Source organism: Staphylococcus sp. HMSC055A09 (assembly GCF_001809655.1).
Classification (GTDB): Bacteria; Bacillota; Bacilli; order Staphylococcales; family Staphylococcaceae; genus Staphylococcus; species Staphylococcus capitis.
Window position 1 is genome coordinate 944,823 of the sequence record NZ_KV798369.1, and the last position, 26,663, is coordinate 971,485.

Here is a 26,663-nt window from a genome sequence, read left to right on the forward strand (position 1 = left end):
ATTTTAATTATTTATATTACTTAAAACACCATTAATAAATTTATAGTGACCATCATCACTAAATTGTTTAGTAAGTTCAACAGCTTCATTGATGATAACTTTTTCAGGAGTGTCACTGTGTAACATTTCAAATGTAGCCATTCTTAAGATAATACGGTCAGATTTTAGTAAACGTTCAATTGACCAATCTTTTAAATATGGTTTAAACTTCTCATCTAATACAGCTTCATGATCTTTTACTCCTGTAACTAACCAGTTAATAAAATCAAAGTCTAAATCTGGATAATCATCTTTTATAAAGTTGATTGCTTCAGTGATACTTAAATCAGATTCTTTCATTTCTAATTGAAATAAAGTTTGAAAAGCTTGAATTCTTGATTCTTTACGACTCATATTTTACTCCTTCAAACGTATTTATATAATTAATGAGGCTGAAACATAAAACATTGTCTCAGCCATAATTAGCATATTGGTGAAAATGACTGAATTAAAATTTTTTTAATTTTTTTTAATTCAAATCAGTCTAACCAGTAGGAATATCATAGAATGTACTACATTTATAAGTGACGCTTTATTTTGAATTAGAATTCTAATAAATGCTACTTCTATAATACCTCTACTTTGTATTATTTATTTTTCTACTATAATTTGTGTAATATGAATGTTAATTTGTTTTGGTTCAATTGCTGTCATAGTTGTTATTGAATTAAAAATTGCAGATTGAATATTATTGGCTGTTTTAGAAATATTTACTCCGTGCTTTAAAGCACAATAAATATCAATGTATATACCATCATCTTTAGCCTCAATTTTTACATCTCTATAGAGGTTTTTCCGACTAATTTTCTCTAAATTCGTCTTGCTTAATTCAGCAAAATGGCCTGTGATTCCATCGATTTCTGACGTGGCAATACTAGCAATAACAGATAAAACTTCTGGCGCAATTTCAATTTTACCTAAATTCGATTGAGAATAATCTGCTACATTGACCATCCGATAACCTCCTATTGATCATCATCCATAATATTGTATTTTTCTAAGAATTTTGTATTAAATTCACCACTTCTAAAGATTTCATTATTTAGTAGTCTAAGTTGGAACGGAATAGTAGTATCTATTCCTAATACAAGATACTCACTTAGTGAACGAATACCAGTCATAATGGCTTCATCCCTAGTAGGTTCATGTACAATAAGTTTAGCTACCATAGAATCATAATATGGAGGGATTGTATAATTAGTATAACATGCTGATTCTATTCTCACTCCAAAACCGCCTGGTGCTAAATATTGAGTAATCTTACCTGGTGAAGGCATAAAGTCTTTATATGGATTCTCAGCATTTATACGGAATTCTATAGCGTGGCCATTAATTGAAATATCCTCTTGTTTGAATGGTAAAGCTTCACCCATAGCTACTTTAAGTTGTAATTTAACTAAATCCACACCAGTGACCATTTCAGTAACAGGATGTTCTACTTGAATACGAGTGTTCATTTCCATGAAATAGAAATTATCATCATCAAGATCGTAAATGAATTCTATCGTACCAGCGTTCTCATAGTTAACTGCTTTAGCTGCTCTAACAGCCGCATTTCCCATTTCTTGACGTTTTTCTTCACTTAAAATGGGAGAAGGCGCTTCCTCAACTAATTTTTGCATTCTACGTTGAATCGTACAATCACGCTCACCTAAATGTATGACATTACCATAACTATCTCCGACAATTTGAATCTCAATATGTCTAAAGTTCTCGATAAACTTCTCTAGGTATAAACCACCGTTACCAAAGGCAGTTTCTGCTTCTTGTTGAGTCATACGAATACCTGTTTCAAGCTCTTTCTCGTCACGTGCAACACGAATACCTTTTCCGCCACCACCTGCAGTAGCTTTAATTATTACAGGATAACCAATTTTTTTAGCTACTTTCTTAGCATCATCGATACTTTGGATAAGTCCTTCACTACCAGGTACGACAGGTACATTAGCTTTAATCATTTCTGCTTTAGCTACGTCTTTAATTCCCATTTTTTGAATAGATTCATAACTTGGACCAATGAATTTAAGTTGACATGCTTCACATAATTCTGCAAAGTCGCCATTTTCAGCTAAAAATCCATAACCAGGATGTACTCCGTCACAACCAGTAGAAGTCGCAATAGATAATATATTAGGTATGTTCAAATAAGAGTCCTTAGATAAAGTTGGACCGACGCAATATGCTTCATCAGCAATTTGAGTATGTAATGCATCTTTGTCCCCTTCAGAATAAATAGCTACTGTTTGGATACCTAAATCGTGAGCAGCTCTGATTATTCTAACAGCTATCTCCCCACGGTTTGCGATTAATATCTTATTCATTATTTCACCTTAAATAACGGCTGGCCATACTCTACCATTTGTCCGTCTTCTACTAAGATTTCCACGATCTCACCTGATGTTTCAGCTTGTATCTCATTAAATAATTTCATTGCTTCAAGAATACATACAGTTGTGTCGTTTGAAACTTTATCCCCTACTTGAACATAAGCATCTTCCTCTGGCGAAGGTGATTTATAGAATGTACCAACCATTGGCGCATTAATCGTTTCGTAATTATCACTAGCAGATTCTTGAGTTTCTTCCCCTGATTGAGTAGTTGATTGAGGTTGTGGCGCTGCTTGTGGTTGAGAAATCTGTTGTGCAGGTTGTTGAGCTACTTGAGGTGTAATGATTTCAGTTTCTTTCTCTTTTTTAAGATTAACAACGCTACCTTTGTTATCCTCAATGTTAATTTCAGTTAAATTAGATTGATCAAGAATTTCAATTAATTCTTTTATTTCTTTAAAGTTCATTTCGTACTGACTCCTTAGGTTTGTTTTCATCTACCCGTCTATTTTACTTGAGTCATTCACTCAATTCAAGCATGTTCATATGATGAAACATAGATAACAGGCTTAGTAACTAATAATTTAAAAAACAAAAATTGCAACAAACGGGTTTAGTAATAATTATTAATTAAATCAAGAAATATACTCAAATATAGATGCCATTATATTTTCTAGTAAGTTTTGTAGCGATAATGATGCGAAGACGTTTGAATGCTTATCAAAATGATTCTGAGGTTGGGTAAATAGTGGTTCAGATTAATAATTCTAAGTTAAATTAAACTACTACATGAATTAAAATGTTCAGTGGTGGATAAATTTTGATTTTATGTTACTTTTATTGAAGTAAAAGTCCAAAAAATATTAACCCCCTTAAGAATGCACACCAATTTCAATGTACACTTTAAGGGGGGATAGTTAATAAGTATAATTTGTCTAGCCTCTAGAAATGTAACTTCCGTCGCCTGTATTAATTACTAAAATATCTCCTTCATTAACGAATAAAGGCACATTTAAAGTATATCCAGTTTCTACAGTAGCAGATTTTGTTGCGCCTGTTGCTGTATCACCTTTAATACCTGGTTCAGTTTCAGTTACTTCTAATTCAACTGTTTTAGGTAATTCAACTCCAATAATTTCTCCTTCATATGATTGAACTTGAACTTCCATATTTGCTTTTAAATAGTTTAATTCATCTTTTAAATAATCACCAGGTAATTCGATTTGATCGAAAGTTTCATTATCCATGAAAATATGATTATCTCCATCAGCATATAAATATTGCATGCGACGGTTTTCAATCATCGCCTGTTCAACTTTCTCTCCTGCTCGGAATGTTTTTTCTTGGATAGCACCTGTTCTTAAGTTTCTTAATTTAGAACGAACAAATGCAGAACCTTTTCCTGGTTTTACGTGTTGGAAATCAATAACTTTCCAAATTCCATTATCTACAGAAATTGTTAAGCCTGTTTTAAAATCATTTACTGAAATCATTCAGTCTCCTCCTCAATTATACGCGCTTACTCTAAAATAATAAGGTCTTTTGTGCATTTAGTAAAGACATCACAGCCATTTTCTGTGATTAATATATCGTCTTCTATTCTAACGCCACCAAGTCCATCGACATATATACCTGGTTCAATTGTTACACAATTATTAACTTTCAATTCACCTTCGCTATTCTTAGATAGCAATGGTCCTTCATGAATATCTAAACCTATACCATGTCCAAGAGAATGACCAAATTCCTTTCCATAACCATGAGACTCGATATAATCTCTTGATAAAGCGTCAGCTTGTTGAACAGTCATACCAGGTTTTATTTCTTCGATTGCCTTAATTTGAGATTGTAGCACGATTTCATATATTTCTTTCATCTTTGGATCAGGTTCACCTATAGCGAAAGTACGCGTTATATCGGAACAATAACCACGATAGTACGCTCCAAAATCTAAAGTAATCATATCACCTTTTTCGATGCGTTTGTCACTAGCTACTCCGTGAGGTAATGCGCCTCTATAACCTGATGCTACAATTGTATCAAAAGATGGACCATCGGCACCTAATTCTAACATTTTACTTTCTAGGCGCGCTTTGATTTCTCTTTCACTCATACCCACTTTTGCTATTGATAAAATATATTCATATGTTTTATCCACAATTTCTGCTGCTTTTTTTATAAGTTGAATTTCTTCTTTATTTTTCACTTCTCTTATCTTATCAATAGAATCCCTTATACTAATCAAAGTAATTATACCTTTATTAAGTTCAACATATGTATCATAACTAATAAAGTGTCCTTCAAAACCGACATTCGTTAACTTTTTACTTTCTAATATTTGTTTTATTTCTGAAATTAACCCACTTTGACGATTAATAATTTCAAATTCAGTTGCTTGATTAGTCGCTTGTTCAATATATCTAAAATCAGTTACAAGATAATTTTTATCAGGGGTTATTATCAAAGCGCCACTTGTTCCCGTGAATCCTGAAAGATATCTTCGATTAAAATCAGATAGAACAATAAGTGCATCCAAACGTTTATGCTCCAAGATTTCATGAACTTGTTTTAATTTATTCATTTGCATCACTCCTAATGATAACGTTTGTACATTTTTATTTTATACATTAAAATGATAGCATAATTAATAACGATTATAATAGTTTTTGGTTTAGGGAGAATACAATGAAAAAATTTATATTAGTGCTAGGAGCATCTTGTTTGTTAGCAGGTTGTGGAAGTCAAAACTTGGCTCCATTAGAGGATAAGACTACTAAATTACGAGATGATAATCACCAACTTAAGTTAGATATACAGCAACTTAATCAAGATATAAGTAACCAAAAATCAAAAATTGCTGGATTAAAACAAGATAAAGAAAATAGTAAAAAGACATCCTCTAACAAATTGAAAATCAAAAATTTAAAAGCATCGTCCAATTATTATGATAAAGTAGCTGAGGCTATAGGAGATTATAAGAATATAGAGGCAGATGTTACAAAGAACAAAGGTAAAAAAGATATTCAAGATAAGTTAGATAAAATTACGAATAAAATTAATGAAGCTTTTTCAACTTATAAAAGTTCGGTTGACAATGATTCTAATTCTGAAGAAGATAAACAGAAAAGAAAAGAGATTAGCAAATTTGATAAAGATTTATCAGGTGCGATGAATAAAATTAGAAACGGCTATCAATCAAAAGACGCTAAACAAATTAAAAAAGGTCAACAAAAACTTACTACCGTAAGTTCAAATATTAGTAGTTAATAGGAGTTTTTAGATGCGTTATATCATCTTTTATATTATATTGGCTATTGCTGCTTTTGGATTAATAATGAATTTAGATGAATTTCTTTTTTCAATAATTAAGACTTTAATAAGTTTTGCAGTAGTAGCTTTAATCATTTATCTCATTTATTATTTCTTTTTCTTAACTGAAGATCAAAGGAAGTATAAGAGAGCTGCTCGAAAGTACAAACGAAAAAATAGAAAGCATTAAACAAAAATAGCATTGAAGTCAAGTTTAATTCGCATACTTCAATGCTATTTTTATATTATTTACGAAACATCCAATCGTCAGAACGATATTTTTCTTCAAGTTCTTTTACCTCAGCAAGCTGTTGTTCTGATAATTCTAAAGGTTTGAACTCAATATTTAATCCAGTCTTGAACCCTTCTTCAAAGGCTTTTTCCATTTCACTTAAAGTAATATGAGTGTCAGAAATGTCATTAATTGCCACTGCTTTTTCAACGAAAGCTTCCTTCATTTTAGCTTTAAGTCTATCATTTTTGAAAATAAACATATCAAATAGTTCATCAATATCAATATCTTGTAAAATTGAACCATGTTGTAAAATGACGCCTTTTTGTCTTGTTTGAGCACTTCCTGCTATCTTTCTACCTTCAACGACTAATTCATACCAACTCGGAGCATCAAAACATACTGAACTTCTAGGTTGTTTTAACTTTTCTCGCTCTTCCTTTGAACGAGGAACGGCAAAGTATGTCTCAAACCCTAAATTTTTAAACCCTTCTAATAAACCTTGAGAAATCACTCTATAGGCTTCTGTAATTGTTGAAGGCATATTTGGATGGGACTCAGGAACTATCACGCTATAAGTTAATTCTTTATCATGTAAGACGCCTCTCCCCCCTGTTTGACGTCGAACTAAACCGAATCCTTTTTCATTAACCTTTTCAATATCTATTTCTTTTTGTAATCTTTGAAAATATCCAATGGAAAGTGTCGCAGGATTCCACGTATAAAATCTTATAACAGGATCAATCTCTCCTCTAGAAACAAAATTAAGTAATGCTTCATCCATAGCCATATTATAATATGGATCTTGACTTCCTGTATTAATAAAGTTCCAAGTTTCAGTCATAAAAAAACCCCTAACAAAATGTTTAAAGACTTAACTATTAAGTATATTTGTATATATCTAGTTTATATGATTTAAACATAAACTAACCCGAAAAAATATTTTGATAAATTGTCCTAACAGTCTTATAATTATAATATCGGTTAATTAGGGAGGATGCAAGATGGGTATCTCTTTGTACATTGCAATTGGAATCATCGTGATTATCATTGCGTATATGGTCATCCAACAAATTCTTAATAAACGAGCTGTTAAAGAATTAGACCAAAATGAATTCCACAAAGGCTTGAGAAAAGCTCAAGTTATAGATGTTAGAGAAAAAGTGGATTATGATTATGGTCATATTAATGGTGCGCGTAACATTCCAATCACAACTTTTAAACAACGTTACCAAGGTTTAAGAAAAGACCAACCAATTTATTTGTGTGATGCTAATGGAATAGCGAGTTATCGTGCTGCTCGTATATTAAGAAAAAATGGCTATAAAGATTTATACATGCTTAAAGGCGGATACAAAAAATGGACAGGTAAAATTAAATCTAAGAAATAATTTTACGACCATATCGTTTCGCCTAGTAACTTTCACCCTTGAAATGTTGTAATTTGAATTATAACTTTTTAAGGGTATTTATTATTGCAGTAAAAAATAATATTTAGGCTTTAAAGATAATCTTTTGAAAAATAAGTTATTTAGCTTAATAAGAGAAAAAAGCTCAATGATGTATTATAGCTTAAACATCATTGAGCTTTACTATTTTAAGTATAATTAATTTTCAATATTAATGTTCAATTGTTTTTTCTTGTTTTAAATCTTCGAATTTAAGAATTGGCTTACGTGCTGCAGTTGTTTCGTCTAATCTATCTATAATGGTTGTGTGCGGTGCTTCAAGCACTACATCAGGATTATCTTTCGCTTCATTAGAAATTTGTATTAGTGAATCTACAAAATGATCTAATGTTTCTTTAGATTCAGTTTCTGTAGGTTCGATCATCATTCCCTCTTCAACATTAAGTGGGAAATAAATAGTCGGAGGATGAACTCCAAAATCTAAAAGTCTTTTTGCCATATCTAATGTACGGACGCCAAATTGTTTTTGTTTCGTTCCGCTCAAAACAAACTCATGTTTACAATATTGGTCATATGGGATTTCGAAATGGTCTTTTAGACGTGCTTTAATATAATTAGCATTCAGCACAGCAGCCTCTGAAACTTCTTTAAGTCCTTCAGCACCCATAGTTCTAATATACGTATAGGCTCTTAAATAAATACCAAAGTTACCATAGAATGGTTTAACTCTTCCAATTGAGTTTTCAATGTTATTATCATACTTATAGAACTCGCCATCTTTAATGACCATCGGCTTAGGTAAGTAGCTAGATAACTCTTTTACCACACCTACTGGTCCTGAACCAGGGCCACCGCCACCATGAGGTCCAGTAAACGTTTTGTGTAAGTTCAGATGAACTGCATCAAAGCCCATGTCTCCAGGTCTAACTTTATCCATTATTGCGTTTAAATTTGCGCCATCGTAATAAAGTAGACCACCAGCTTCATGAACGATTTCTCTAATTTCCATAATATTCTTCTCAAATATACCTAATGTATTTGGATTAGTTAGCATGATAGCAGCTGTATTCTCATTTACAACTCTTCTTAAATCATCAATATCTACTTCTCCGCGCTCATTAGATTTAACAGTGACTGATTTAAATCCGGCAAATGAGGCTGAAGCAGGGTTTGTACCGTGAGCAGAATCAGGTACAATAACCTCATCTCTATGTCCTTGTCCATTATTCTCATGATAAGCTTTGAAAATCATGAGAGCTGTCCATTCACCGTGCGCGCCTGCTGCTGGTTGAAGTGTTACTTCATCCATACCTGTAATTTCTTTTAGCTCTTCTTGCAAACTATAAATAATTTCAAGTGAACCTTGAATGTGTTCTTCCTCTTGCAATGGATGAGATTCACTAAATCCAGGTATTCTAGCAACTTTTTCATTAACTTTAGGATTATATTTCATCGTGCATGATCCCAATGGATAAAAACCAGTGTCTACACCAAAATTTTTATTGGAGAGTTCTGTGTAATGTCGAACTAAATCTAGTTCAGCTACCTCAGGAAACTCGGCTTTATCTTTACGAATATATTTGTCATCTAATACAGAGGAAATTGTAATGTCCTCAATATCACTTTGAGGTAAAGAATACGCATATCTACCTTTTTTGGATCTTTCAAAGATTAATGGACTTGATTTACTAACCATTTAATTCACCAGCTTTCTGAACAAAATTATCAATTTCTTCTTTAGTTCTTAATTCAGTTACGGCAACTAGCATATGATTGTTGAAGTCATCAGAAACTTCACTTAAATCAAAACCACCAATAATACCTTGGTCAGCTAATTTTAAATTTACTTCTTTAATAGGTTCATCAAATTTAACTACAAATTCATTAAATGAATTACCATCTAATACCTCAAAGCCTTTATGTTTAAATAGTTGTTTAGCATAATTAGCATGTTTTAAATTTTGAACAGCAATATCATATATACCTTGTTTACCAAGAGCTGACATAGCAATTGAAGATGCAAGTGCATTAAGTGCTTGGTTAGAACATATATTTGAAGTCGCTTTATCTCTTCTAATATGCTGCTCTCTAGCTTGTAAAGTTAGTACAAATCCACGATTGCCTTCATCATCCTGAGTTTGACCTACTAAACGTCCAGGTACTTTACGCATTAACTTTTTAGTTGTAGCAAAATAGCCGCAATGAGGTCCACCAAATTGTGTTGGTATACCGAACGGTTGAGTATCTCCAACAACTATATCCGCTCCAAAAGTACCTGGTGGTGTTAAAAGACCTAAAGCTAGAGGGTTAGCATATACTATAAATAATGCTTTTTTATCTGCAATAAAACTATTTATTTTTTCAAGATCTTCAATTGAACCATAAAAATTTGGATATTGTACTGCAACTGCGGCAGTATCATCATCAATTGCTTGTTCTAATTTTTGTAAATCAGTTATTGTTCCATTTAAATCGATTTCAACTACTTCAAACTCTTTACGTGTTTTAGCGTAAGTATGTAAAACTTGTAAAGCTTGATAGTGTAAACCTTTTGAAACAACAACTTTATTCTTTTTAGTCTGACTGAAAGCTAAAATACAAGCTTCAGCAAAACTAGTCATACCATCATACATAGATGAATTTGCAACATCCATATCTGATAGTTCACAGATTAAAGTTTGAAATTCAAAAATTGCTTGTAACTCACCTTGAGAAATCTCAGGTTGATAAGGTGTGTACGCAGTATAAAATTCTGATCTAGAAATCATGGCATCTACAACTGCAGGAGCATAATGATCATATACACCAGCACCTAAAAATGAAGCGTGAGTTTCTTTTGTGATATTTCTATTGGCAAGAAGATTAAGTCTTCTTACTAAACTAGTTTCTGCCTCTCCCTTAGCAATATTTAAATTTCGATCTAATAAAATATCGGCTGGGACATCACCAAATAATTCTGAAATTGATTTTGCTCCAATAGTATCTAGCATTTCTTGTTTATCTTGATCTGTTAAAGGTATATAACGATGACTCACTATTTACACCCCTCCGTATTATTTAGTAATTTGATTTTTCTTAACAATTTTTGCTTTAACTTGGCGCTTACGAACTTGTATAAGCACTTCTTTACCCATTTCGAATGCATCTCTATTTATAATAGCTAGTGCGATAGATTTACCTGAAGAGGGAGATTGAGTTCCGGATGTTACCTCTCCAATGTGGTTACCTTCTAAATCAAATACTTCGTAACCTGTTCTAGCAATACCTTTACCTATTATCTCTAATCCAACAGTTCTTTTAGTGGAACCATTTTCTTTTTGATCTTTAAGAACAGATTTGCCAATAAATTCTTCTTCAATAAGAGGTTTAGCAGCAAAAGCAATACCTCCTTCATAAGGAGTAATAGATTCTGTTAAATCTTGACCATGTAGAGGTAAACCTGCCTCAAGGCGTAAAGTATCACGAGCACCTAAACCACAAGGAACAACGTCATATTCTAATAATTGATTCCAAATGTCTACTGTGTCTTCAGATTTACAATAGATTTCGAAACCATCTTCCCCTGTATAGCCTGATTGTGAAAGAATGATATTTTTATCAAAAAACTTCACATCTTGTTTAAATTCAAACATACTCATGTCACTAACATCCACATCAGTATGTTCATTCACAAGATGTCTAGCTTTTGGTCCTTGAATAGCAAGTTGACCATATATATTTGAAGAATTATTCACATTAACATCAAAATTGCTACTTTGCTTAGAAATCCAATTAAAATCTTTATCAGTATTTGCCGCATTTACTATTAATAAAAAGTGGTTTTCTGCTAACTTGTATGTAACTAAGTCATCTATAATACCACCTTCTTCATTACATAAAGCTGTATACATCGCTTTAGTATCTGTAAGATTGTTAGCATCATTTGATAAAATATACTGAACAAAGTTAAATGCTTCATTACCAGTAATTTCTATCTCTCCCATGTGGCTTACATCAAAAAGACCAATTTCATATCTCACAGCGTTATGTTCTTCTTTAATACTAGTGAATTGAACAGGCATAGCCCATCCACCGAATTCAACTATTTTCGCACCATTATCAACGTAGTTTTGATATAAAGGTGTCTTTTTAAGTTCAGTTGTCATTAGAAAACCTCCTATTTTTAATAAAAAACAGGATAGCATAGAGCTACCCTGTTAAAATAATTCATCCAGGAACGCGTTACAGTATTATCCTTTTGCCTGAGAGTTTCGTTAAATAACTTGCACCTTCGGCGATAAAGCTAAATATTTACAATATTCTTAAATTAATTATTATGTAGATATGTTTTAGCTTTATTCTCTCTAATACTGATCAATCGCAAAATAAATTTTGTAAAATCTTTTCATATATTTCAGAAACAGTGAGTGCGCTATTCACCTTCATGAATGCGGTTTCATTATATCTTGAAACCCTTGAACAATACAAGGTATTTAATTGTTCTAGAGATTTATCTTTAGCATTGGGTCTATGAGGATCACTAACTATACGTCGATAAATAACATTGATATCACAATCAAGCCATATAACACTCTTTTCATTTTTAAGTAGTTTCAAAGAATCTTTATTTTCGATTATTCCTCCACCAGTAGATATAATTTCGAATGTATTCAAACACTCTTTTAAATACTTAAATTCTAAATCACGGAATTTTTGTTCTCCATGTTCCTGAAATATATCGGGAATTGATTTGTTTTCATTTCTCTCGATATATTCATCTAAGTCTACATAACTTAAATTTTGTAAATCAGAAAGATATCGTCCAATCGTTGTTTTACCAGTACCCATGAAGCCAACAAATATAATAGGTGCTTTACTTTTAATCAATCTAATCTACCTCTTTTTTAATGTTTTAACAATAACATTATTATAGTAAATATCTAAGTTATGTATTGTCTTTAATTTTAAACCATATTGAGTAATATAAAAAGATATAATTGATAAATAAAATGAAAAAATTACTACTAAATATAAACTAATGAACGCTTTTTGGCTATAAATAGAGGTTTTTCTCTTTATAATAGTTCGTATCTCCTTGCTTTATTTTTATTTTTAAAATATTATTGTTCGTATTTATTATTTTGAAAGAAACTACATTGTTTAATAGAGTGATGTTACCTCTCTGATTGATATTTTTATATATTTTTTTATTATTATAGATATATCTAATTTCCTCATCCTTTTTTCTAATTTTGATTGTTGAATCATTATCTTTACTTGGCGAATACTTGGAAGTTTGTACATCTTTAAGAATATCTCTACAAAAAAATTCAAAGTCTAAATCATCATTATTTTTAGCTAAATGTAGGTAGTAAGAAGTGAGATTAATAATATTAGGTGTTAAAGAAAGACATAATAAGGTTACTGATAATGCGAAGAGTATTTCAACGAAAGTAAAGGCTTTAATTTTCAAATGAAACACATGTTTTAATGTTAAAGTCTCTATCTTTTCCACATATTTTCTTTTGATATAGTTGTATTTCATATTGATCCATTACAACTCCTTGTTTAAGTTGTTCCTTACTATATTTATACAAGCTGGTAATAATAGACTTTTTAATTTCTATGGTTTTTAAGTTATTATTATAGTTATTATTCATTGTGGAGAGTGTTGGTATCAAAATAAGTGTGATTAATCCGATGATTAGTAAACCTAATAAACTATCGAGTAATAATGAAGCTCTTAGTTTAAATTTTGACATATCTAATACGTCCTTTTTCAATATGTAAAATAATTTTATAGGTAGCTTTATTCATTGCAATTGTTAGAGAACCAAAACGGTTAATATTTCCTTCTCTATTGAAATTCAACGTATTAATTCTAGCAATATTAGTGATTTTCCCGTGAGGGACTTTAAATTTATATTTGCTCCCTTTTTCTTCTACAACTTGGATAACATTTGAATTATTTGTAAAAACTAAGGCTATCGATCTTTGAGAGGCAATTGCTTTAGATTTAAAGTAATTAAGTCTAGTAATGAATTGTTTAATTTCATGTTCTTCATTAATCATTTGTACGTTCATAAAACTTCTTGACCATAAAGTTGTCATTAATAAAACGCTAATGGTAAATAAGACCAACATCATTTCAATTAGAGTGAATGCACTATATTGTTTAGTTCGCAACAGCCTCACCATTTGAAATACTAATAGTTTGTCCGGATTTACAATTTTTCTGTCCTTCTTTTATAAAACCTTCAGCAATTAATTCTTCAATATTATTAGGGTTACGATTATGCTTTAATGTATATGCTTCAATTTGACTATTTACCATTTTTACTTGAGCATCACAACCAGTAGATTGGATATGTGCTGTTTGTTTGGCAATATTAGGTATAATTAAAATAAGTAATAAACTAATAATTAATAAAACAAGTAACATTTCAATTAAAGTGAAAGCTTTAGATTTTTTTAGTTTTTTTAATATTTTCATTAAGAGTCCTCCCTATTTGATGGTTTGCATTAGTTCAAACATAGGTAACATGATTACAAGATATAAAGAAACTATAAATAGACCTAATATAAAGAAAATGACTGGTTGAATAAATTTAGTTTGCTTGAGAACTTTATCTTCAAAATGATGTAGTAACATTTGGCTATATAACTTTAATTCAATATCTAGTTTTCCGCTTTTTTCCCCTTGCTCAATAAATTTGATTAGATCAGGTTGAAAGCATTTTAAGCTATTTAATATAGACGGTAGTGACATCCCTTTATCAATACTTTCTAATAAGTAGTCACCTAAATATTTAAAAAATTCATTGTTTTGCTCATTTCTATATATATGAACAATATGTTGAAGGCTTATACCATTTTTATAAAAAAGAGAGAGTTCATTAGATATTTGATAAGTTCTGAATATTTTATAGTAAGAATTGACAAAGGGGATTTTAACTATATATTTTATTTTTTTATTTATGGGAATTTTGTTTAGGAGTTTATAAATAATTATATATATCACAATTGAACAAAATGTAAGCAATAATACAAAAGCAGGCAACTTTGTAACGAAAACGGTAAGTATATTTTGTAAAGTAGATAGTTGAACATTCATAGTCGCGTATAATTGTTGAAATTGAGGTATCACAGTCATATTTAACACGATTAGCATGATTAGAAATATACTTATCAGCGCTATTGGATATTGAATAGTTTTTAGAAATGCCTTTTTAGCCTTCAAGTTTCTTCTCATATATTCAATGGCGTCTGCCATTGCAACTTCTAAATTTCCATACTGTTCTGCAAATTTTACTTGAGTAAGTATAATTTCGGGGTAACCAATCATCTTCAATACTTCATAACATGTTCCACCTGCTTGAATAGATTCTATTATTATTTTACTTATGTTTTTATCTCTATAAATAAAGTGTAAATTTAGAAATTGAAAGCTCTCATACAATGTGAATCCATGTTCAAATAAATGTTTTAGTCGTTGAAGTAGTTCAATGGATTGAGCTTCGGTAAGATTCTTTTTTCTGTTAGGTTTAAGTATACTTATTAACAACCTCTTCACAAATTACCCCTTCCTTAGATAGATTAGTTAGATGTGTAGCCAGCTTAGTGAAGCTATTTGGTAGTTCATGATTGTGCTCAAAAAAGTATTCTACTTGATTTTGGTTCATTACTTCACAAACTAATTCACGCGTATTAGTTTGTGTGGTGATAAGTCTTTGATTAGATATTAAATTTATAGATTGACATAATTCTTGCACTGTTACACCCATTTCTAGTAGACGAAGTAAAGCCCCTTTACAATCATTGGCATGTAAAGTTGTAAGCACTAAATGACCACTTAGACTTGCTTGTATAACACATTTAGCAATATAAGCATCACGAATTTCTCCAATCAAAATGACATCAGGGTCACATCTAAGTATGGCTTTAATAGAGTTAGTATAATTTATTCCGGCCTTTTCATTAACTGAAATTTGAGTTATCCCATCTAATAATTGCTCAACAGGATCTTCAATTGAAATAACATTTAAATTTAAATTTTGATGGGCATGCATTACCATTTGATACATTAAAGTGCTTTTCCCAGAGCCAGTTGGACCACTAAAAAGTAATAATCCTTGTTTTTTATTCATTAAGTGCTTAAAATCTTTAAATTCATATGAGTCACGTCTTTGTTGGAAATATTGAGGTACGATTCTTATAACGCAACTTTCATTACCTAAAGATAAAGGCAGTGTAGAGATTCTTAAGTAATACATATTTTGCAATTTATAAGTATATCTTCCACTTTGGGCTAGCTGTTGGGTCGAAACATCTAAGCCTGATTTGAACTTCATATAAACAAGTAACTTTTTGTAAATAGCATGTGCCAGTGTATCGTAATTAATAAGTTGATCGTTGATTCTTAGTTTAATTAAAGTATGGTGCTCAGTAGGAATAAAATGTATATCACTTGCAGCGTGCTTTATAGCATAATTAACTATCTCTTGGAATAACATTTTCATAAAAAAATCACCTCCTACATATATCAACGTAGGAGGTGAAATAATTACTTTATTTAATTAACCATTTAAAAAAGGGTTTAATTGTTCATCATCAACAGTAGTATATGGACCGTGACCAGGGAATAACGGTAAATCGCCTTCAAGTTCAAATATCTTATCTTTAATAGAATCAACTAATGTTTCGTAGTCCCCTCTATAAAGATCAGTTCTACCAATGCCATTATTAAATAAAGTGTCACCCACTACAGCAAATTCATCAAAAACGTAAGTTAAACTACCTGGAGAATGTCCTGGAGTGTGTAATACGTCAAATTTGAAGCCCTCAATCTCTTTTGATCCTTCTTCTAATTTTGAAGGTTTAGCATAGCTTATAACTTGAGGCATACCATATTGTTTAAATTTAGATGCACCATTTTTTTCTGGATCTTGTAAAAAATCAAATTCCTCTTGATGCATATAAACAGGAACGTCATATTTAGAAATAATGTCATCTAAAGCTCCTATGTGATCGTAGTGAGCATGAGTTAATAGAATCGCTTTCAATGGCTTATTAATTTGATTTAATTTTTTAATGATTTTATCACTTTCACTTGAAGGATCTATTAATATAACACTTTCTTCATTTTCAATGAAATATGCGTTTGTATCCACTAAACCTAAAGTTAAATTTGAAATTCTCATTATTGTTCACCACTATTATTTAAATGTTTTTGAACAGATTTGAGTTTATCATTCATCTTTCTTGATTTATCGCGACGATCATCAATTCGAATATTTGTACATACTCTGTCTAACCCTTTGTTGAAAGGTAATTCATGTATTGCTTGAATGACTTCGAATAGGTCCTTTAGATCACCTTCGATAAGTGTGTTCATTGGTGTTAGTTGGTAATCAATTTTACCTTCTTCTTTAAATTCATTAAGTTTAGTTTGTATTTCTGCTATATATTTGCTTACGCTAGGACCTTCTGTTCCTACTGGAATAACTACGACATCTACAATTGCCATTACTTAACACCCTCTTTATCTAGTACATATGTTTTAATTAATCCTGCGGCACCTGTGATTCCAGCATCATTTCCAAGTTGTGCTTGTACAATTTCTGTTTCAAATTGAGCTGGAGTAAATGTTAAATTGCGATATTCAGTTTTAATATTTTCAATTAGAATTGGTCCAGCTGTAGACATGCCACCACCTAGTACAATATATTTAGGATTACTAGTAACACTTATAATGCTACATAAATAACCAATATAATTTGCAACTTTTTCTGTGATAAAAATACAGAATTGATCACCAGCTTTAGCAGCATCAAAAACAGCTTTAGCCGTTACTTTATTATCTTTTATTAATTGTAAAATTGAAGATTTAAAAGTAAGTTTAGGATAATAGAAATTTACTAAATTAACTACCCCAGTTGCGGATGCTACAGTTTCTATACAACCAGCTTTACCACAATTACAATTAAAACGTTGATCAAAATCTGCACGCATGTGGCCGATTTCAGCTCCTGATCCATTGTGACCATGTACAATTTCTCCATTTGAAATGATACCGCCGCCTAGTCCAGTACCTAATGTAATAGCAACAACATCATCTGAACCTTCTCCAGCACCTTTATGCTTTTCGCCTAACGCTGCAACATTTGCATCATTATCAACATAGACTGGGCAATCTACATATTTTTGGAATATTTCTCTAACATTAACGTTTCCTGTCCAATGCAAGTTTACTGCACCATTCACTACTCCAGTTTCGAAATTAACTGGTCCGGGCACCCCAATTCCTACTCCTTGAACATTAGTAAAATCATAGTTAAATTCTTTTACTTTCTCTACAAAAGAATCATAAATATTTTTCAGCAATAATTCACCTGTATGATCACTAGTATCTGTATGAATTGACCATTTATGTAATTGTTCTAGATGAGTATCAAAAATTCCCAATTTACAAGTTGTTCCGCCAATATCGGCCGCTAAAATAATATTTGTCATTTATGTTCATTCCTTCTCTGATTAATTATCAAAATACATTTTAGATATTCATCTTTAGATAATAGTTGAAAGTTATATAAAGATTTTACCTCTTGTAACATCATTTCATACATATCTTCTGGATCTTTAAAGTAAATGATGAAACCATATTTTTTTAGTAACTGTAAAACATCATAAAAGTTATTTATCTTTCGAGTCACTTGATTCACTCAACTCTTTTTGTAAATTTTTATAATTTGTATTACTAGGATCGCTCTTTGCAGCTTTTTTAGCATATTTCAATGCTTTTTTGTCATCACTTAATGAGCGATTTGCGATGGCTAATTCATAATTGAGTATACCAGAATTAGGATATTTTTTTATTCCTCTTTCCCATTCTGCGATAGCCTCAGATTGCGATTCTTCAGTTGCTGTAATTAAACCGCTCAAATAATAGGTTTCATCATCAGCATAATTTTTATTTAATGTTTGGTTAACCACGTTTCTCGCTTCTCCGTAGTGACCACCTAGCATTTGATCTTTAATAAGTTTGTCATAAATATTGTCTTCTTTAATAGTAAATATTCTGATTTGTAATATAACAAATATCAATAGTAAAACAATTAATAATATCCAAAACAAATTACGATTTACATTAAAGTAATATCCTATAAGTGTAATTAAAAGGCCACCAATAAATCCACCTAAGTGAGCCATAATATTAATATTAGACATGAAAAGTGATAAACATATTAAAATTAGTAAGGCTATAAGTAATTGGCCAATAACTTTTCTATCAAAAGTCTTACTTAAGTACATTATTGCGAAAATTGAACCTATTAATCCAAATATTGCCCCACTCGCTCCTACTGAAATTGTGGAGGTATTAAATGATAAGGATACAAAATTACCAAATAATCCTGACACAAAATATATAACTAACATTCTCCAAGAACCCACTATTGATTCAACAATCTTCCCAAAAATGAATAAGGAAAGCATATTCATTAATATGTGTTCAAAATTAAAATGTAAAAACATCGAAGAAATAAGCCTATACCATTCTCCATGAACAACATTAAAATGTACAAGCCCACCTACTTCTAGTAATTTAACATCTGAGAATCTATTAAGATATAAAATCATACATAACCATATGATTACATTTGTGATAATTAAGACATATGTAGCCGGTGTGAATCTTTGCATGTGTCTATCAAGAGGATTATTGGTTAAAACTTTTCTTTTATAGTGAGAATAAGTCTTTTTATCCTCGTTGTTTACAAGCATTTTGTAAAGTACAAAATGTGGGGTAATTGCTTTTATATCTTTAACATTTCTAATAATGTGAAATTGAATTTTTATAGGATGACTCTCATTATTTTTTTCTTCTAGAAAGTCTTTATCAGTGAAATAATAAAAATTGAATGACTTTGGTTTAAAACCTATAGTTTGTTCTAATTGGTTAAAATTCTCTTTAACTTTAGACTTATCAAATCTGATTTCTTGTGAGGTAGTAACATCTCTTCTAAAAACCACTACAGATTTTTTTCTTTTATGTACTAGCCAAATTTCATTATTTTCCTTTTCACTGCTTAACAAATCATAATTTAAATATCTAATCCAGTAGTATAAGGTTTTCCAATAAAGTTTATCGATAATCATTTATTCCTCCACTACATTATTGTTATATATAATTAGTTGATCAACGGGTTGATCGAATGATTCTTTATCAAATGTAGTAAGTTGAAAATCATATAGCAAGCTAACAGTTCGAGTTTTAAATTGAGTTAAAAATTTATCATAGTAACCGCCACCGTAACCGATACGATAGCCATTCTCTTCAAAGGCAACACCTGGGACTACTAATAAATCCATGTCATTAGTATGTTCAGTATTTGAAACAGCATGATAGATTCCTTTTTCATCTTTTTCAATATCATTAAGAGATAATAAGCGTTTGAATGACATACGCTTATTTTTATAATCTGTCTCAGGTACGTAGACTTTCTTATCATTCATTATAGAGGACTCTATTAAGTGATAAGTGTCGACCTCATGTGGCATTGATAACACAAAACCTATCGATTTAGCATCTTGATAAGCTTGTGTATTAAATAATTCATTAGCTAACCATTGATCTGCGATACTTTTTTTATCTTTATTAAAACCTTTAAGTTTTTCAATTGTTGCTCGTCTTATATGTTTTTTACTCAACATTTTCACCCACTTTGTTCACCTCATATTATAACGTTAATCAATTATGATGTCATTAAGTTGAGATGTATTCTCAGCTATAAAAAAAGAAACCTCATAATTGAGGTTTCTTGATTAGTTAGATTAAGTTTACTTTAGATAAACCTAATTATTTAGTTTCACGGTGTAAAGTTTGTTTATTATCACGTGCACAGTATTTTTTCATTTCAATACGTTCAGGGTTGTTTCTTTTGTTTTTAGTTGAGATGTAGTTTCTATCTCCACATTCAGTACAAGCTAATGTAACGTTTACGCGCATGATTATTCCTCCTTACCTTTTCTAAATACGACCTTATCATTATACCAATTACATAAGTAATTGCAAAGAAGATTTTATTAATAATTTATTATCAAATCTAATTATCATTGTTATCAGCGTTACTATTTTCATTAGTGCTTTCGTTTTGTTGTTTATTGTCAGAGTGAGATTCATCTTTATCATCTTTTTTGTCTCTGTCTCTGAAATAATAGTTGATAACATCTCGGCCTAGGTCTCCGCCATTTAACCAAGGTGGTGGTACAGGCTGGTTAGTATAAACAATAGAGAATGATAATTTAGGATCTTTAATAGGGGCATAACCAATATATGTTGAGTTAACTCTAGATTCTCCGTTTTGGAATACCTCTGCTGTACCTGTTTTACCTGCCGAAGGAACCACAGTATTTTTGAAACTAGCGTAACCAGTACCGTCTTTCTCATTAAACGCCATTTTAAATCCATCTTGTACTTCTTTAATTTCATTTTCGGAGTTGTTCACTTTATTTAAGACGTTTCCTTTAATTTTTCGTTTTAATGGACCTAAATCATCTTTATTTGTAGATTCATGTATTGCAAGACCGATATGTGGTTGAATTCTATAACCATTATTAGCAATCGTTGATACGTATTGTGATAGTTGTAATGGCGTATATGTGTCATATTGTCCTATAGACAAGTCTAGGTAATTACCTGGATTATTAGTCAATGGTTCGATTTGTCCAGGAGTCTCGTTAGGTAAATCAACACCTGTTTTAACACCTAGACCCACTTGATTTAATCCTTTACGCAATTTTTGTCCAGCTATCGCTATATCATTAGGTAGTGGCATACCTGAGAAATAAGGGTCTCCAGCTAATTTTAATGCTGTTTTAAACATATATACGTTTGAAGAGTGCATTAGGGCTTCTTTATCATTTATTGTGACTCTGCCATTTTTATTAAAGTATGAACGCTTAGTAAGACCTCCTTGGAATTTTAAAGGTTCATCAACCATTGTTTCTCCAACTTTAATTGCATGGTTTTGGTAGCCAGCTAATAATGTTCCGCCTTTAACTGAGGAGCCTACTGCATACTGAGCTGTAAAGTTACCAATATCAAAATCTTTTAACTTACCTTGTTTATTAATTTGTTTACCAGCCATCGCTAATATGTCACCATTCTTAGGATTTTGAACCACTATAAGTGCATTATCCATATCTTTAGCGCCTTGGCTTCTTAATGTTGAAATTTCTTTTTCAAGTAAAGATTCAACTTTCTTCTGTAAATCGATATCAATAGTTAATTGTAAGTCATGACCTCTTGAACCTGGATTAATGACCTCTGAGTTTATAACTTTGCCCGATTTATCTGTTGTATATTTCATTTGTTTTTTAGTGCCTTTTAGAACATCTTCATATTGATATTCTAAATATGATTTACCTACTCTATCATTTCTTGAATATCCTTTAGATAAATACTGTTCTGTTAGTTCTTTAGGGATACCTTCTGTTGAAGTAGATACATCACCAAAAATTCCTCTTAGTGAGTCTCCATATGGATATTTTCTATCCCAATCCATTGAAGTATTTACCCCAGGTAATTTTGAAAGTTGCTGGGATACAGCAGCATATTCTTTTTCTGTAACGTCTTCATTTTTTATAGTTTGTGGATCTAAAGTAGATCCTGCGTTCATTTCACGATAAATGGCTAAAACTTGTAAATCATTTTTACTAAGTTCATCTAATTGTTTTTTACCAATTTTGTCTCTTTGTTGATTATCATATTGTTCTTGAGTGATATTACCACTCTCTAACAATGACTGTTCTTTCTTCATTAATCGTTTTGCTTTCTCAGGATGTATTTGTACCCAGAAATCTTTTTTATCTCGTTCAGTAATTTTATCTGTATCCATTTTAATAAGTTCAGATAATTTTTTAGCAGTATCTAACATTTCTTGTTGAGTTGTTTTTCGATTTCGAGTATATGTAATTGCCATTTTTGAAGCATTGTCTACAAGGACTTTGCCATTTCTATCTAATATGCGGCCCCTGGGCACTGATTCGTTAACAGTTATGTTTTCATCATTCTTTATTAATTGTTTATAATGTGATCCTTGTGCTATTTGCAAATAACCTAACCTTAACACTAAAATTGCGAAGATTAACACGATAAAACCGAATACGAAATTAATCCTCTTATTCATGGTGTTTCTGGTTCTCTCATCATTTGATTTTTCTTTTAATCTTTTCAGCAAAACAACCTACCTCTATTCAACGTGTCTCATACAAATGATATATTATATTAGATTATTTTTCTATCATTTTGACAAAAAAATAACGGTCTCTAGATGAGACCGTTAACAAATGTGCAAAATTATTTTGCTGCTTTGTATAATTCGTCAACTTTTTCCCAGTTAACAACGTTCCAGAATGCACTAATATAATCTGGACGTTTATTTTGATATTTAAGGTAATAAGCATGTTCCCAAACATCTAAACCTAAGATTGGAGTTTTACCTTCAGTTAATGGGTTATCTTGGTTTGGAGTAGTAACGATTTCTAATTGACCGTTATTTACTACTAACCATGCCCAACCAGATCCAAAGCGTGCAGCAGCTTTATCTGCAAATTCTTTTTTGAATTCATCTAAAGAACCCCATTGTTCTTTAATTTTGTCTACTACTTCACCTTTTTCTTCAGAATTTGGTGATAATAATTCCCAGAATAATGAGTGGTTTAAGTGACCGCCACCATTATTACGTACTGCAGTTTGAATATCTGAAGGTACGCTATCTAAATTAGCAACAATTTCTTCGATTGATTTAGCTTCTAAATCTGTTCCTTCAACTGCTGAGTTTAATTTAGTTACATATGTGTTATGGTGTTTGTCGTGGTGAATTTCCATAGTTTGTTTATCAATGTGTGGTTCTAATGCATCATATGCATAAGGTAATTTTGGTAATTCAAAAGCCATAAATAATCATCCTCCTAAATTGTCTGTACAATTATCATAACAAGTAGCTTTAATAGCAACAATGAATATGCTTACATAGTAATTATTATATATAGCTACTAATTATTTTGTTACATCATTAGTATATCTCAGTTTAAAGCCATTTAAACATGAAAATTCTTAGAAACTAATTTTTCAGACCATTGGCCTATGTTTTAACAATCAAGTTTTTGAAAATAAAAAAGCAACCCCTCTAAGGTTGCTGTGATATTTAAATCATAATTCATTCTATATTTAAGCATTTTTTTGACATGATTCACATACACCATACACTTCTAATTTGTGGGTATGAATTGTCACATTAGGTAAATATTGCTTTATTTGTTCAATTGGACAAAAGTCTATAACTTTAGTATCTCCACAATTTTCACAAATAAAATGATGATGGTGGTGGTTTGTGCAAGCTATTCTAAACTTCATTTCACCTTCTAACTCAGTACTCTCTATAATACCCAAATCTTTAAAAAGATGAAGATTACGGTATACAGTATCAAAAGATATACCTGGATAATCTTTATCCATTTTTTGTTGAATGTGCTTAGCGTTAAGATACTTATCCTCTTCAACGAATATATCTAACATGTCTTTACGTTTATCTGTATATTTTAATCCATTATCTTTTAAAATTTTAATAGCATCATTTGTATTCATTTGAAATTGCTCCCTTTTTAAACTTAACTTTTAACTTTTGGTAAGCCATCGTGATTATAAGCATGATTACTAATAATACTACAATAACACCACCAGGTGAAATGTTCATATAAAATGCAAGTACTAATCCCATTATTACGGATAACTCACCTAGCGCAACACTTAGTGCTATGAGCTGTTTAAAACCTTTAGTTATTCTCATTGAGATTGCTATAGGCAAAGTAATCAATGCACTAACTAGCAGAATTCCTACAACTCTCATTGAAGCAGAGATAACCATTGCAACAATAATAATAAATAAGAATTGTATCCATTTTGGAATACCAATGACTTTACTATATTCTTCATCGAAAGATAAGATAAATAATTCTTTATAAAATAATATTATAAAAAATACAACTATAATTGCGATTATGATAATGGTATTTAAATCACTTAAATTAACAGCGCTAATTGATCCAAAAAGTAATCCGACAATTTCTTGATTAAATCCATCTGCTAATGAAATAAAGATGGCACTCAGTGCGATGCCGGCACTCATAATAATAGGTATTGCTATTTCTTGATAATTTGAAAAAGATGTTCTTAGCTTTTCAATTAAAAGTGCACCTATAACAGCAAAAAGTATTCCAAACCACATGGGATTAACAAATGAAAGTGTAGGTAATATTGTAAGTAAAAACATACCAAAGGATATACCGCCTAAAGTGACATGGCTTAAAGCGTCAGCAATAAGAGATAGTCTTCTAACAACAATAAAAGCGCCAATTAAAGGTGCGATAAAGCCAATTAAAATACCGCTAATAAGAGAATATCTCATAAAATCAAAATTTAATAACGCATCTATCACAAGTTACACTCCTCAATAAATATTATATTTTTATCCAGTTTCAATATTTTCATTACAACAATCACGATTGTGTTGATGATCAACAAATTGTATTGGATGACCATATATTTTTGAAATTTCAACTTCATCTAAAGATTTAAAATCTTCAGTTGTACCATGGAAATGAAGATGTTTGTTTAAGCAAGCAACTTCAGTAGCAGTATCAGCTACAACTCCGATATCATGCGTTACTAAAATAATAGTAATACCCTCTTTTTTTAGCGTATCTAATGTAGCATAAAACTCACTAACATGTTTGGCATCAATGCCATTTGTCGGTTCGTCTAAAACTAATACACTTGGATTAGATATTAATGCTCTAGCAATTAAAACACGCTGTTGTTGGCCACCTGATAACTCTGCAATGTTTTTGTTAATTAAATGTGCAATATTTAATTTTTTTAGCACTTGTTCAACTTTCTTATTATCTTCTTTATTAAATCTTTGAAACAGTCTTTTAGTCTTTGTTAGTCCGCTCAGAACAACCTCTTTCACACTTGCTGGGAACCCCGCATTAAAAGCTGTTGCTTTTTGAGAAACATAACTAATTTTTAATGAAGTTTTATTTCCTTTATACATTTTTCCTTCAACAAAAATCTCGCCTTTTTGTAAAGGTAATAGTCCAAGTATCACTTTTAATAAGGTGGATTTTCCCGCTCCATTAGGACCAACGATGGCTAGAAACTCACCTTTGTTGATTTTAATATTAATATTTTCAAGTACATGTTTATTATCAAAATAGTAATTTATATTTCGTAATTCGAAAACTGGCGTTGTCATGTTTTCACCTCGCATAATACTATACAACTTCGTGAAAGTTATGTAAATAGTAATGTTTACGACTAAATAAAAGAAACGAGACAAAAATCATTCCAATTAATAGATGATTTTGTCTCGCCCTATTTATTTTTACCTAAAAGGTAAAAAACGATTTATTGATTTAAAATTTTATTCTTAAGATCTGAATCAAATTTTTGTGCCTTTAACATTTCAATTTCGAATTTATACGGTGGTTTTTTATTTTTCTTATCCTCACCTACATATGGTGTTTCTAAAATTTTAGGTATATCTTTAAATGCGTCATGGTGGACAACATAATTTAGCGCATCGAATCCAATATGACCAAATCCTATATTTTCATGACGGTCTTTATGTGCACCGATTTCATTTTTACTATCATTCACATGTACAACTTTAATACGGTCTACACCAATAACTTTATCAAATTCATTTAACACACCATCGAAGTCTTCTTTGACATTATAACCAGCGTCATGGGTATGACATGTGTCAAAACAAATTGATAAACGATCATTATGTGTAACGCCATCAATAATTTGAGCGATTTCCTCGAACGAACGGCCTACTTCTGAACCCTTACCAGCCATCGTTTCAAGGGCAATTCGTACATCATTGTCATGAGTTAATACTTCATTAAGTCCTTCAATAATCTTTTTAATACCTACGTCGGCACCAGCTCCAACATGAGAACCAGGATGAAGAACAATATCTTTCGCGCCGATTGCTTGCGTGCGTTCAATTTCGTTTTGTAAAAAATCGACACCTAAGTTGAATACTTCAGGTTTAGTCGTATTTGCGATGTTGATAATATAGGGTGCATGAACAATGATATTAGATAAACCATATTCTTTCATGGCCTCATGTCCTTTTTCTATATTTAAATCTTCGATGCTTTTTCTTCTCGTATTCTGTGGAGCTCCTGTGTATATCATAAACGTAGATTCTCCAAATTTATGGGCTTCTTCTGCAGAGCCTTGTAACATCTTCTTACCACTCATTGAAACATGAGAACCTAATAGCATGTCATTCA

Annotated in this window: 33 protein-coding genes and 1 riboswitch; of the genes, 3 read left to right on the forward strand and 30 right to left on the reverse strand. The window is 31.0% G+C overall.

Features of this window, described 5'->3' with window-relative positions; genetic code table 11:
• Window positions 1–3 precede the first annotated feature (3 nt).
• The 6 genes from nusB to HMPREF2642_RS09945 all read right to left on the reverse strand — a co-directional run bounded on the left by nusB (window position 4) and on the right by HMPREF2642_RS09945 (window position 4,947).
• A complete protein-coding gene (gene nusB, locus HMPREF2642_RS09920) occupies window positions 4–393 on the reverse strand; it encodes a transcription antitermination factor NusB (RefSeq protein WP_002433628.1) in 390 nt (129 codons plus the stop codon).
• Window positions 394–630: 237 nt separating this feature from the next.
• Entirely contained in the window at window positions 631–993 is a 363-nt protein-coding gene (locus HMPREF2642_RS09925) for an Asp23/Gls24 family envelope stress response protein (RefSeq protein WP_002433947.1), read from the reverse strand.
• 11 nt (window positions 994–1,004) lie between these two features.
• On the reverse strand, window positions 1,005–2,360 hold the full coding sequence (accC, locus tag HMPREF2642_RS09930) for an acetyl-CoA carboxylase biotin carboxylase subunit (RefSeq protein WP_070597827.1): 1,356 nt from the start codon (window positions 2,358–2,360) through the stop codon (window positions 1,005–1,007).
• Complete coding sequence (gene accB, locus HMPREF2642_RS09935) at window positions 2,360–2,833, reverse strand: acetyl-CoA carboxylase biotin carboxyl carrier protein (protein WP_002433598.1); 474 nt, start codon at window positions 2,831–2,833, stop codon at window positions 2,360–2,362. The genes accC and accB overlap by 1 nt, the downstream gene beginning before the upstream one ends.
• 468 nt (window positions 2,834–3,301) lie before the next feature.
• Window positions 3,302–3,859: an elongation factor P gene (efp, locus tag HMPREF2642_RS09940; protein WP_002433618.1), complete on the reverse strand. Its 558-nt coding sequence runs from the start codon at window positions 3,857–3,859 to the stop codon at window positions 3,302–3,304.
• 26 nt (window positions 3,860–3,885) lie between these two features.
• Window positions 3,886–4,947, reverse strand: a complete 1,062-nt coding sequence (locus tag HMPREF2642_RS09945) for a M24 family metallopeptidase (protein WP_070597828.1) — start codon at window positions 4,945–4,947, stop codon at window positions 3,886–3,888.
• A 104-nt stretch (window positions 4,948–5,051) separates the two neighbouring features.
• Here HMPREF2642_RS09945 and HMPREF2642_RS09950 point away from each other — a divergent pair, with 104 nt between their 5' ends.
• Both HMPREF2642_RS09950 and HMPREF2642_RS09955 read left to right on the forward strand, forming a co-directional pair.
• On the forward strand, window positions 5,052–5,633 hold the full coding sequence (locus HMPREF2642_RS09950; protein WP_037549228.1) for a hypothetical protein: 582 nt from the start codon (window positions 5,052–5,054) through the stop codon (window positions 5,631–5,633).
• A 13-nt stretch (window positions 5,634–5,646) separates the two neighbouring features.
• Window positions 5,647–5,865: an SA1362 family protein gene (locus tag HMPREF2642_RS09955; RefSeq protein WP_002433847.1), complete on the forward strand. Its 219-nt coding sequence runs from the start codon at window positions 5,647–5,649 to the stop codon at window positions 5,863–5,865.
• A gap of 55 nt (window positions 5,866–5,920) precedes the next feature.
• Here the strand turns inward: HMPREF2642_RS09955 and HMPREF2642_RS09960 are convergent, their stop codons facing one another.
• Entirely contained in the window at window positions 5,921–6,751 is an 831-nt protein-coding gene (locus tag HMPREF2642_RS09960; RefSeq protein WP_002433604.1) for a lipoate--protein ligase family protein, read from the reverse strand.
• A 160-nt stretch (window positions 6,752–6,911) separates the two neighbouring features.
• Here HMPREF2642_RS09960 and HMPREF2642_RS09965 point away from each other — a divergent pair, with 160 nt between their 5' ends.
• The gene (locus HMPREF2642_RS09965; protein WP_002433796.1) at window positions 6,912–7,298 is read left to right on the forward strand and encodes a rhodanese-like domain-containing protein; all 387 of its coding nucleotides are present in this window, start codon (window positions 6,912–6,914) and stop codon (window positions 7,296–7,298) included.
• Window positions 7,299–7,527: 229 nt separating this feature from the next.
• Here HMPREF2642_RS09965 and gcvPB read toward each other — a convergent pair whose 3' ends face one another.
• The 23 genes from gcvPB to HMPREF2642_RS10080 form a co-directional block, all read right to left on the reverse strand.
• The gene (gene gcvPB / locus HMPREF2642_RS09970) at window positions 7,528–9,012 is read right to left on the reverse strand and encodes an aminomethyl-transferring glycine dehydrogenase subunit GcvPB (RefSeq protein WP_023350207.1); all 1,485 of its coding nucleotides are present in this window, start codon (window positions 9,010–9,012) and stop codon (window positions 7,528–7,530) included.
• Window positions 9,005–10,351, reverse strand: a complete 1,347-nt coding sequence (gene gcvPA / locus HMPREF2642_RS09975) for an aminomethyl-transferring glycine dehydrogenase subunit GcvPA (protein ID WP_070597829.1) — start codon at window positions 10,349–10,351, stop codon at window positions 9,005–9,007. Before gcvPA ends, gcvPB begins: the two co-directional genes overlap by 8 nt.
• An 18-nt stretch (window positions 10,352–10,369) precedes the next feature.
• Window positions 10,370–11,461: a glycine cleavage system aminomethyltransferase GcvT gene (gcvT, locus tag HMPREF2642_RS09980; protein ID WP_037549231.1), complete on the reverse strand. Its 1,092-nt coding sequence runs from the start codon at window positions 11,459–11,461 to the stop codon at window positions 10,370–10,372.
• 74 nt (window positions 11,462–11,535) lie between these two features.
• A riboswitch (glycine riboswitch) is annotated at window positions 11,536–11,673 on the reverse strand.
• Window positions 11,670–12,179, reverse strand: a complete 510-nt coding sequence (locus tag HMPREF2642_RS09985; protein WP_336390744.1) for a shikimate kinase — start codon at window positions 12,177–12,179, stop codon at window positions 11,670–11,672. (Overlaps the previous riboswitch by 4 nt.)
• Window positions 12,180–12,348: 169 nt before the next feature.
• Window positions 12,349–12,777 (reverse strand): competence type IV pilus minor pilin ComGF, encoded by a 429-nt coding sequence (comGF, locus tag HMPREF2642_RS09990; protein ID WP_231098764.1) that lies wholly within the window; start codon window positions 12,775–12,777, stop codon window positions 12,349–12,351.
• On the reverse strand, window positions 12,758–13,057 hold the full coding sequence (locus HMPREF2642_RS09995) for a hypothetical protein (protein WP_023350203.1): 300 nt from the start codon (window positions 13,055–13,057) through the stop codon (window positions 12,758–12,760). The genes comGF and HMPREF2642_RS09995 overlap by 20 nt, the downstream gene beginning before the upstream one ends.
• The gene (comGD, locus tag HMPREF2642_RS10000) at window positions 13,044–13,493 is read right to left on the reverse strand and encodes a competence type IV pilus minor pilin ComGD (protein ID WP_162488576.1); all 450 of its coding nucleotides are present in this window, start codon (window positions 13,491–13,493) and stop codon (window positions 13,044–13,046) included. Before comGD ends, HMPREF2642_RS09995 begins: the two co-directional genes overlap by 14 nt.
• Complete coding sequence (gene comGC / locus HMPREF2642_RS10005) at window positions 13,471–13,782, reverse strand: competence type IV pilus major pilin ComGC (RefSeq protein ID WP_029625707.1); 312 nt, start codon at window positions 13,780–13,782, stop codon at window positions 13,471–13,473. Before comGC ends, comGD begins: the two co-directional genes overlap by 23 nt.
• Before the next feature lie 18 nt (window positions 13,783–13,800).
• Window positions 13,801–14,868, reverse strand: coding sequence for a competence type IV pilus assembly protein ComGB (gene comGB / locus HMPREF2642_RS10010; RefSeq protein ID WP_049427592.1), 1,068 nt, complete (start codon window positions 14,866–14,868; stop codon window positions 13,801–13,803).
• On the reverse strand, window positions 14,840–15,814 hold the full coding sequence (gene comGA / locus HMPREF2642_RS10015; RefSeq protein WP_049427590.1) for a competence type IV pilus ATPase ComGA: 975 nt from the start codon (window positions 15,812–15,814) through the stop codon (window positions 14,840–14,842). The genes comGB and comGA overlap by 29 nt, the downstream gene beginning before the upstream one ends.
• A gap of 57 nt (window positions 15,815–15,871) precedes the next feature.
• A complete protein-coding gene (locus HMPREF2642_RS10020; RefSeq protein ID WP_023350199.1) occupies window positions 15,872–16,495 on the reverse strand; it encodes an MBL fold metallo-hydrolase in 624 nt (207 codons plus the stop codon).
• Entirely contained in the window at window positions 16,495–16,821 is a 327-nt protein-coding gene (locus HMPREF2642_RS10025; RefSeq protein WP_002433945.1) for an MTH1187 family thiamine-binding protein, read from the reverse strand. The genes HMPREF2642_RS10020 and HMPREF2642_RS10025 overlap by 1 nt, the downstream gene beginning before the upstream one ends.
• Window positions 16,821–17,807, reverse strand: coding sequence for an ROK family glucokinase (locus HMPREF2642_RS10030; protein WP_023350198.1), 987 nt, complete (start codon window positions 17,805–17,807; stop codon window positions 16,821–16,823). The genes HMPREF2642_RS10025 and HMPREF2642_RS10030 overlap by 1 nt, the downstream gene beginning before the upstream one ends.
• Window positions 17,804–18,007, reverse strand: a complete 204-nt coding sequence (locus HMPREF2642_RS10035; RefSeq protein ID WP_002433937.1) for a YqgQ family protein — start codon at window positions 18,005–18,007, stop codon at window positions 17,804–17,806. The genes HMPREF2642_RS10030 and HMPREF2642_RS10035 overlap by 4 nt, the downstream gene beginning before the upstream one ends.
• The gene (locus tag HMPREF2642_RS10040; RefSeq protein ID WP_023350197.1) at window positions 17,988–19,451 is read right to left on the reverse strand and encodes a rhomboid family intramembrane serine protease; all 1,464 of its coding nucleotides are present in this window, start codon (window positions 19,449–19,451) and stop codon (window positions 17,988–17,990) included. Before HMPREF2642_RS10040 ends, HMPREF2642_RS10035 begins: the two co-directional genes overlap by 20 nt.
• Complete coding sequence (locus tag HMPREF2642_RS10045; protein ID WP_030063896.1) at window positions 19,452–20,003, reverse strand: 5-formyltetrahydrofolate cyclo-ligase; 552 nt, start codon at window positions 20,001–20,003, stop codon at window positions 19,452–19,454.
• A 148-nt stretch (window positions 20,004–20,151) separates the two neighbouring features.
• Window positions 20,152–20,301, reverse strand: a complete 150-nt coding sequence (gene rpmG / locus HMPREF2642_RS10050; protein ID WP_002433802.1) for a 50S ribosomal protein L33 — start codon at window positions 20,299–20,301, stop codon at window positions 20,152–20,154.
• A gap of 97 nt (window positions 20,302–20,398) precedes the next feature.
• Complete coding sequence (locus tag HMPREF2642_RS10055; protein WP_070597830.1) at window positions 20,399–22,534, reverse strand: peptidoglycan D,D-transpeptidase FtsI family protein; 2,136 nt, start codon at window positions 22,532–22,534, stop codon at window positions 20,399–20,401.
• A gap of 119 nt (window positions 22,535–22,653) precedes the next feature.
• Entirely contained in the window at window positions 22,654–23,253 is a 600-nt protein-coding gene (locus HMPREF2642_RS10060) for a superoxide dismutase (RefSeq protein WP_002433778.1), read from the reverse strand.
• Window positions 23,254–23,526: 273 nt separating this feature from the next.
• A complete protein-coding gene (locus tag HMPREF2642_RS10065; RefSeq protein WP_049427584.1) occupies window positions 23,527–23,943 on the reverse strand; it encodes a Fur family transcriptional regulator in 417 nt (138 codons plus the stop codon).
• Complete coding sequence (locus tag HMPREF2642_RS10070; RefSeq protein WP_002453342.1) at window positions 23,930–24,793, reverse strand: metal ABC transporter permease; 864 nt, start codon at window positions 24,791–24,793, stop codon at window positions 23,930–23,932. The genes HMPREF2642_RS10065 and HMPREF2642_RS10070 overlap by 14 nt, the downstream gene beginning before the upstream one ends.
• A 30-nt stretch (window positions 24,794–24,823) precedes the next feature.
• The gene (locus tag HMPREF2642_RS10075; protein WP_087671590.1) at window positions 24,824–25,627 is read right to left on the reverse strand and encodes a metal ABC transporter ATP-binding protein; all 804 of its coding nucleotides are present in this window, start codon (window positions 25,625–25,627) and stop codon (window positions 24,824–24,826) included.
• Window positions 25,628–25,764: 137 nt separating this feature from the next.
• Window positions 25,765–26,655: a deoxyribonuclease IV gene (locus tag HMPREF2642_RS10080; RefSeq protein ID WP_002433664.1), complete on the reverse strand. Its 891-nt coding sequence runs from the start codon at window positions 26,653–26,655 to the stop codon at window positions 25,765–25,767.
• Window positions 26,656–26,663 lie beyond the last annotated feature (8 nt).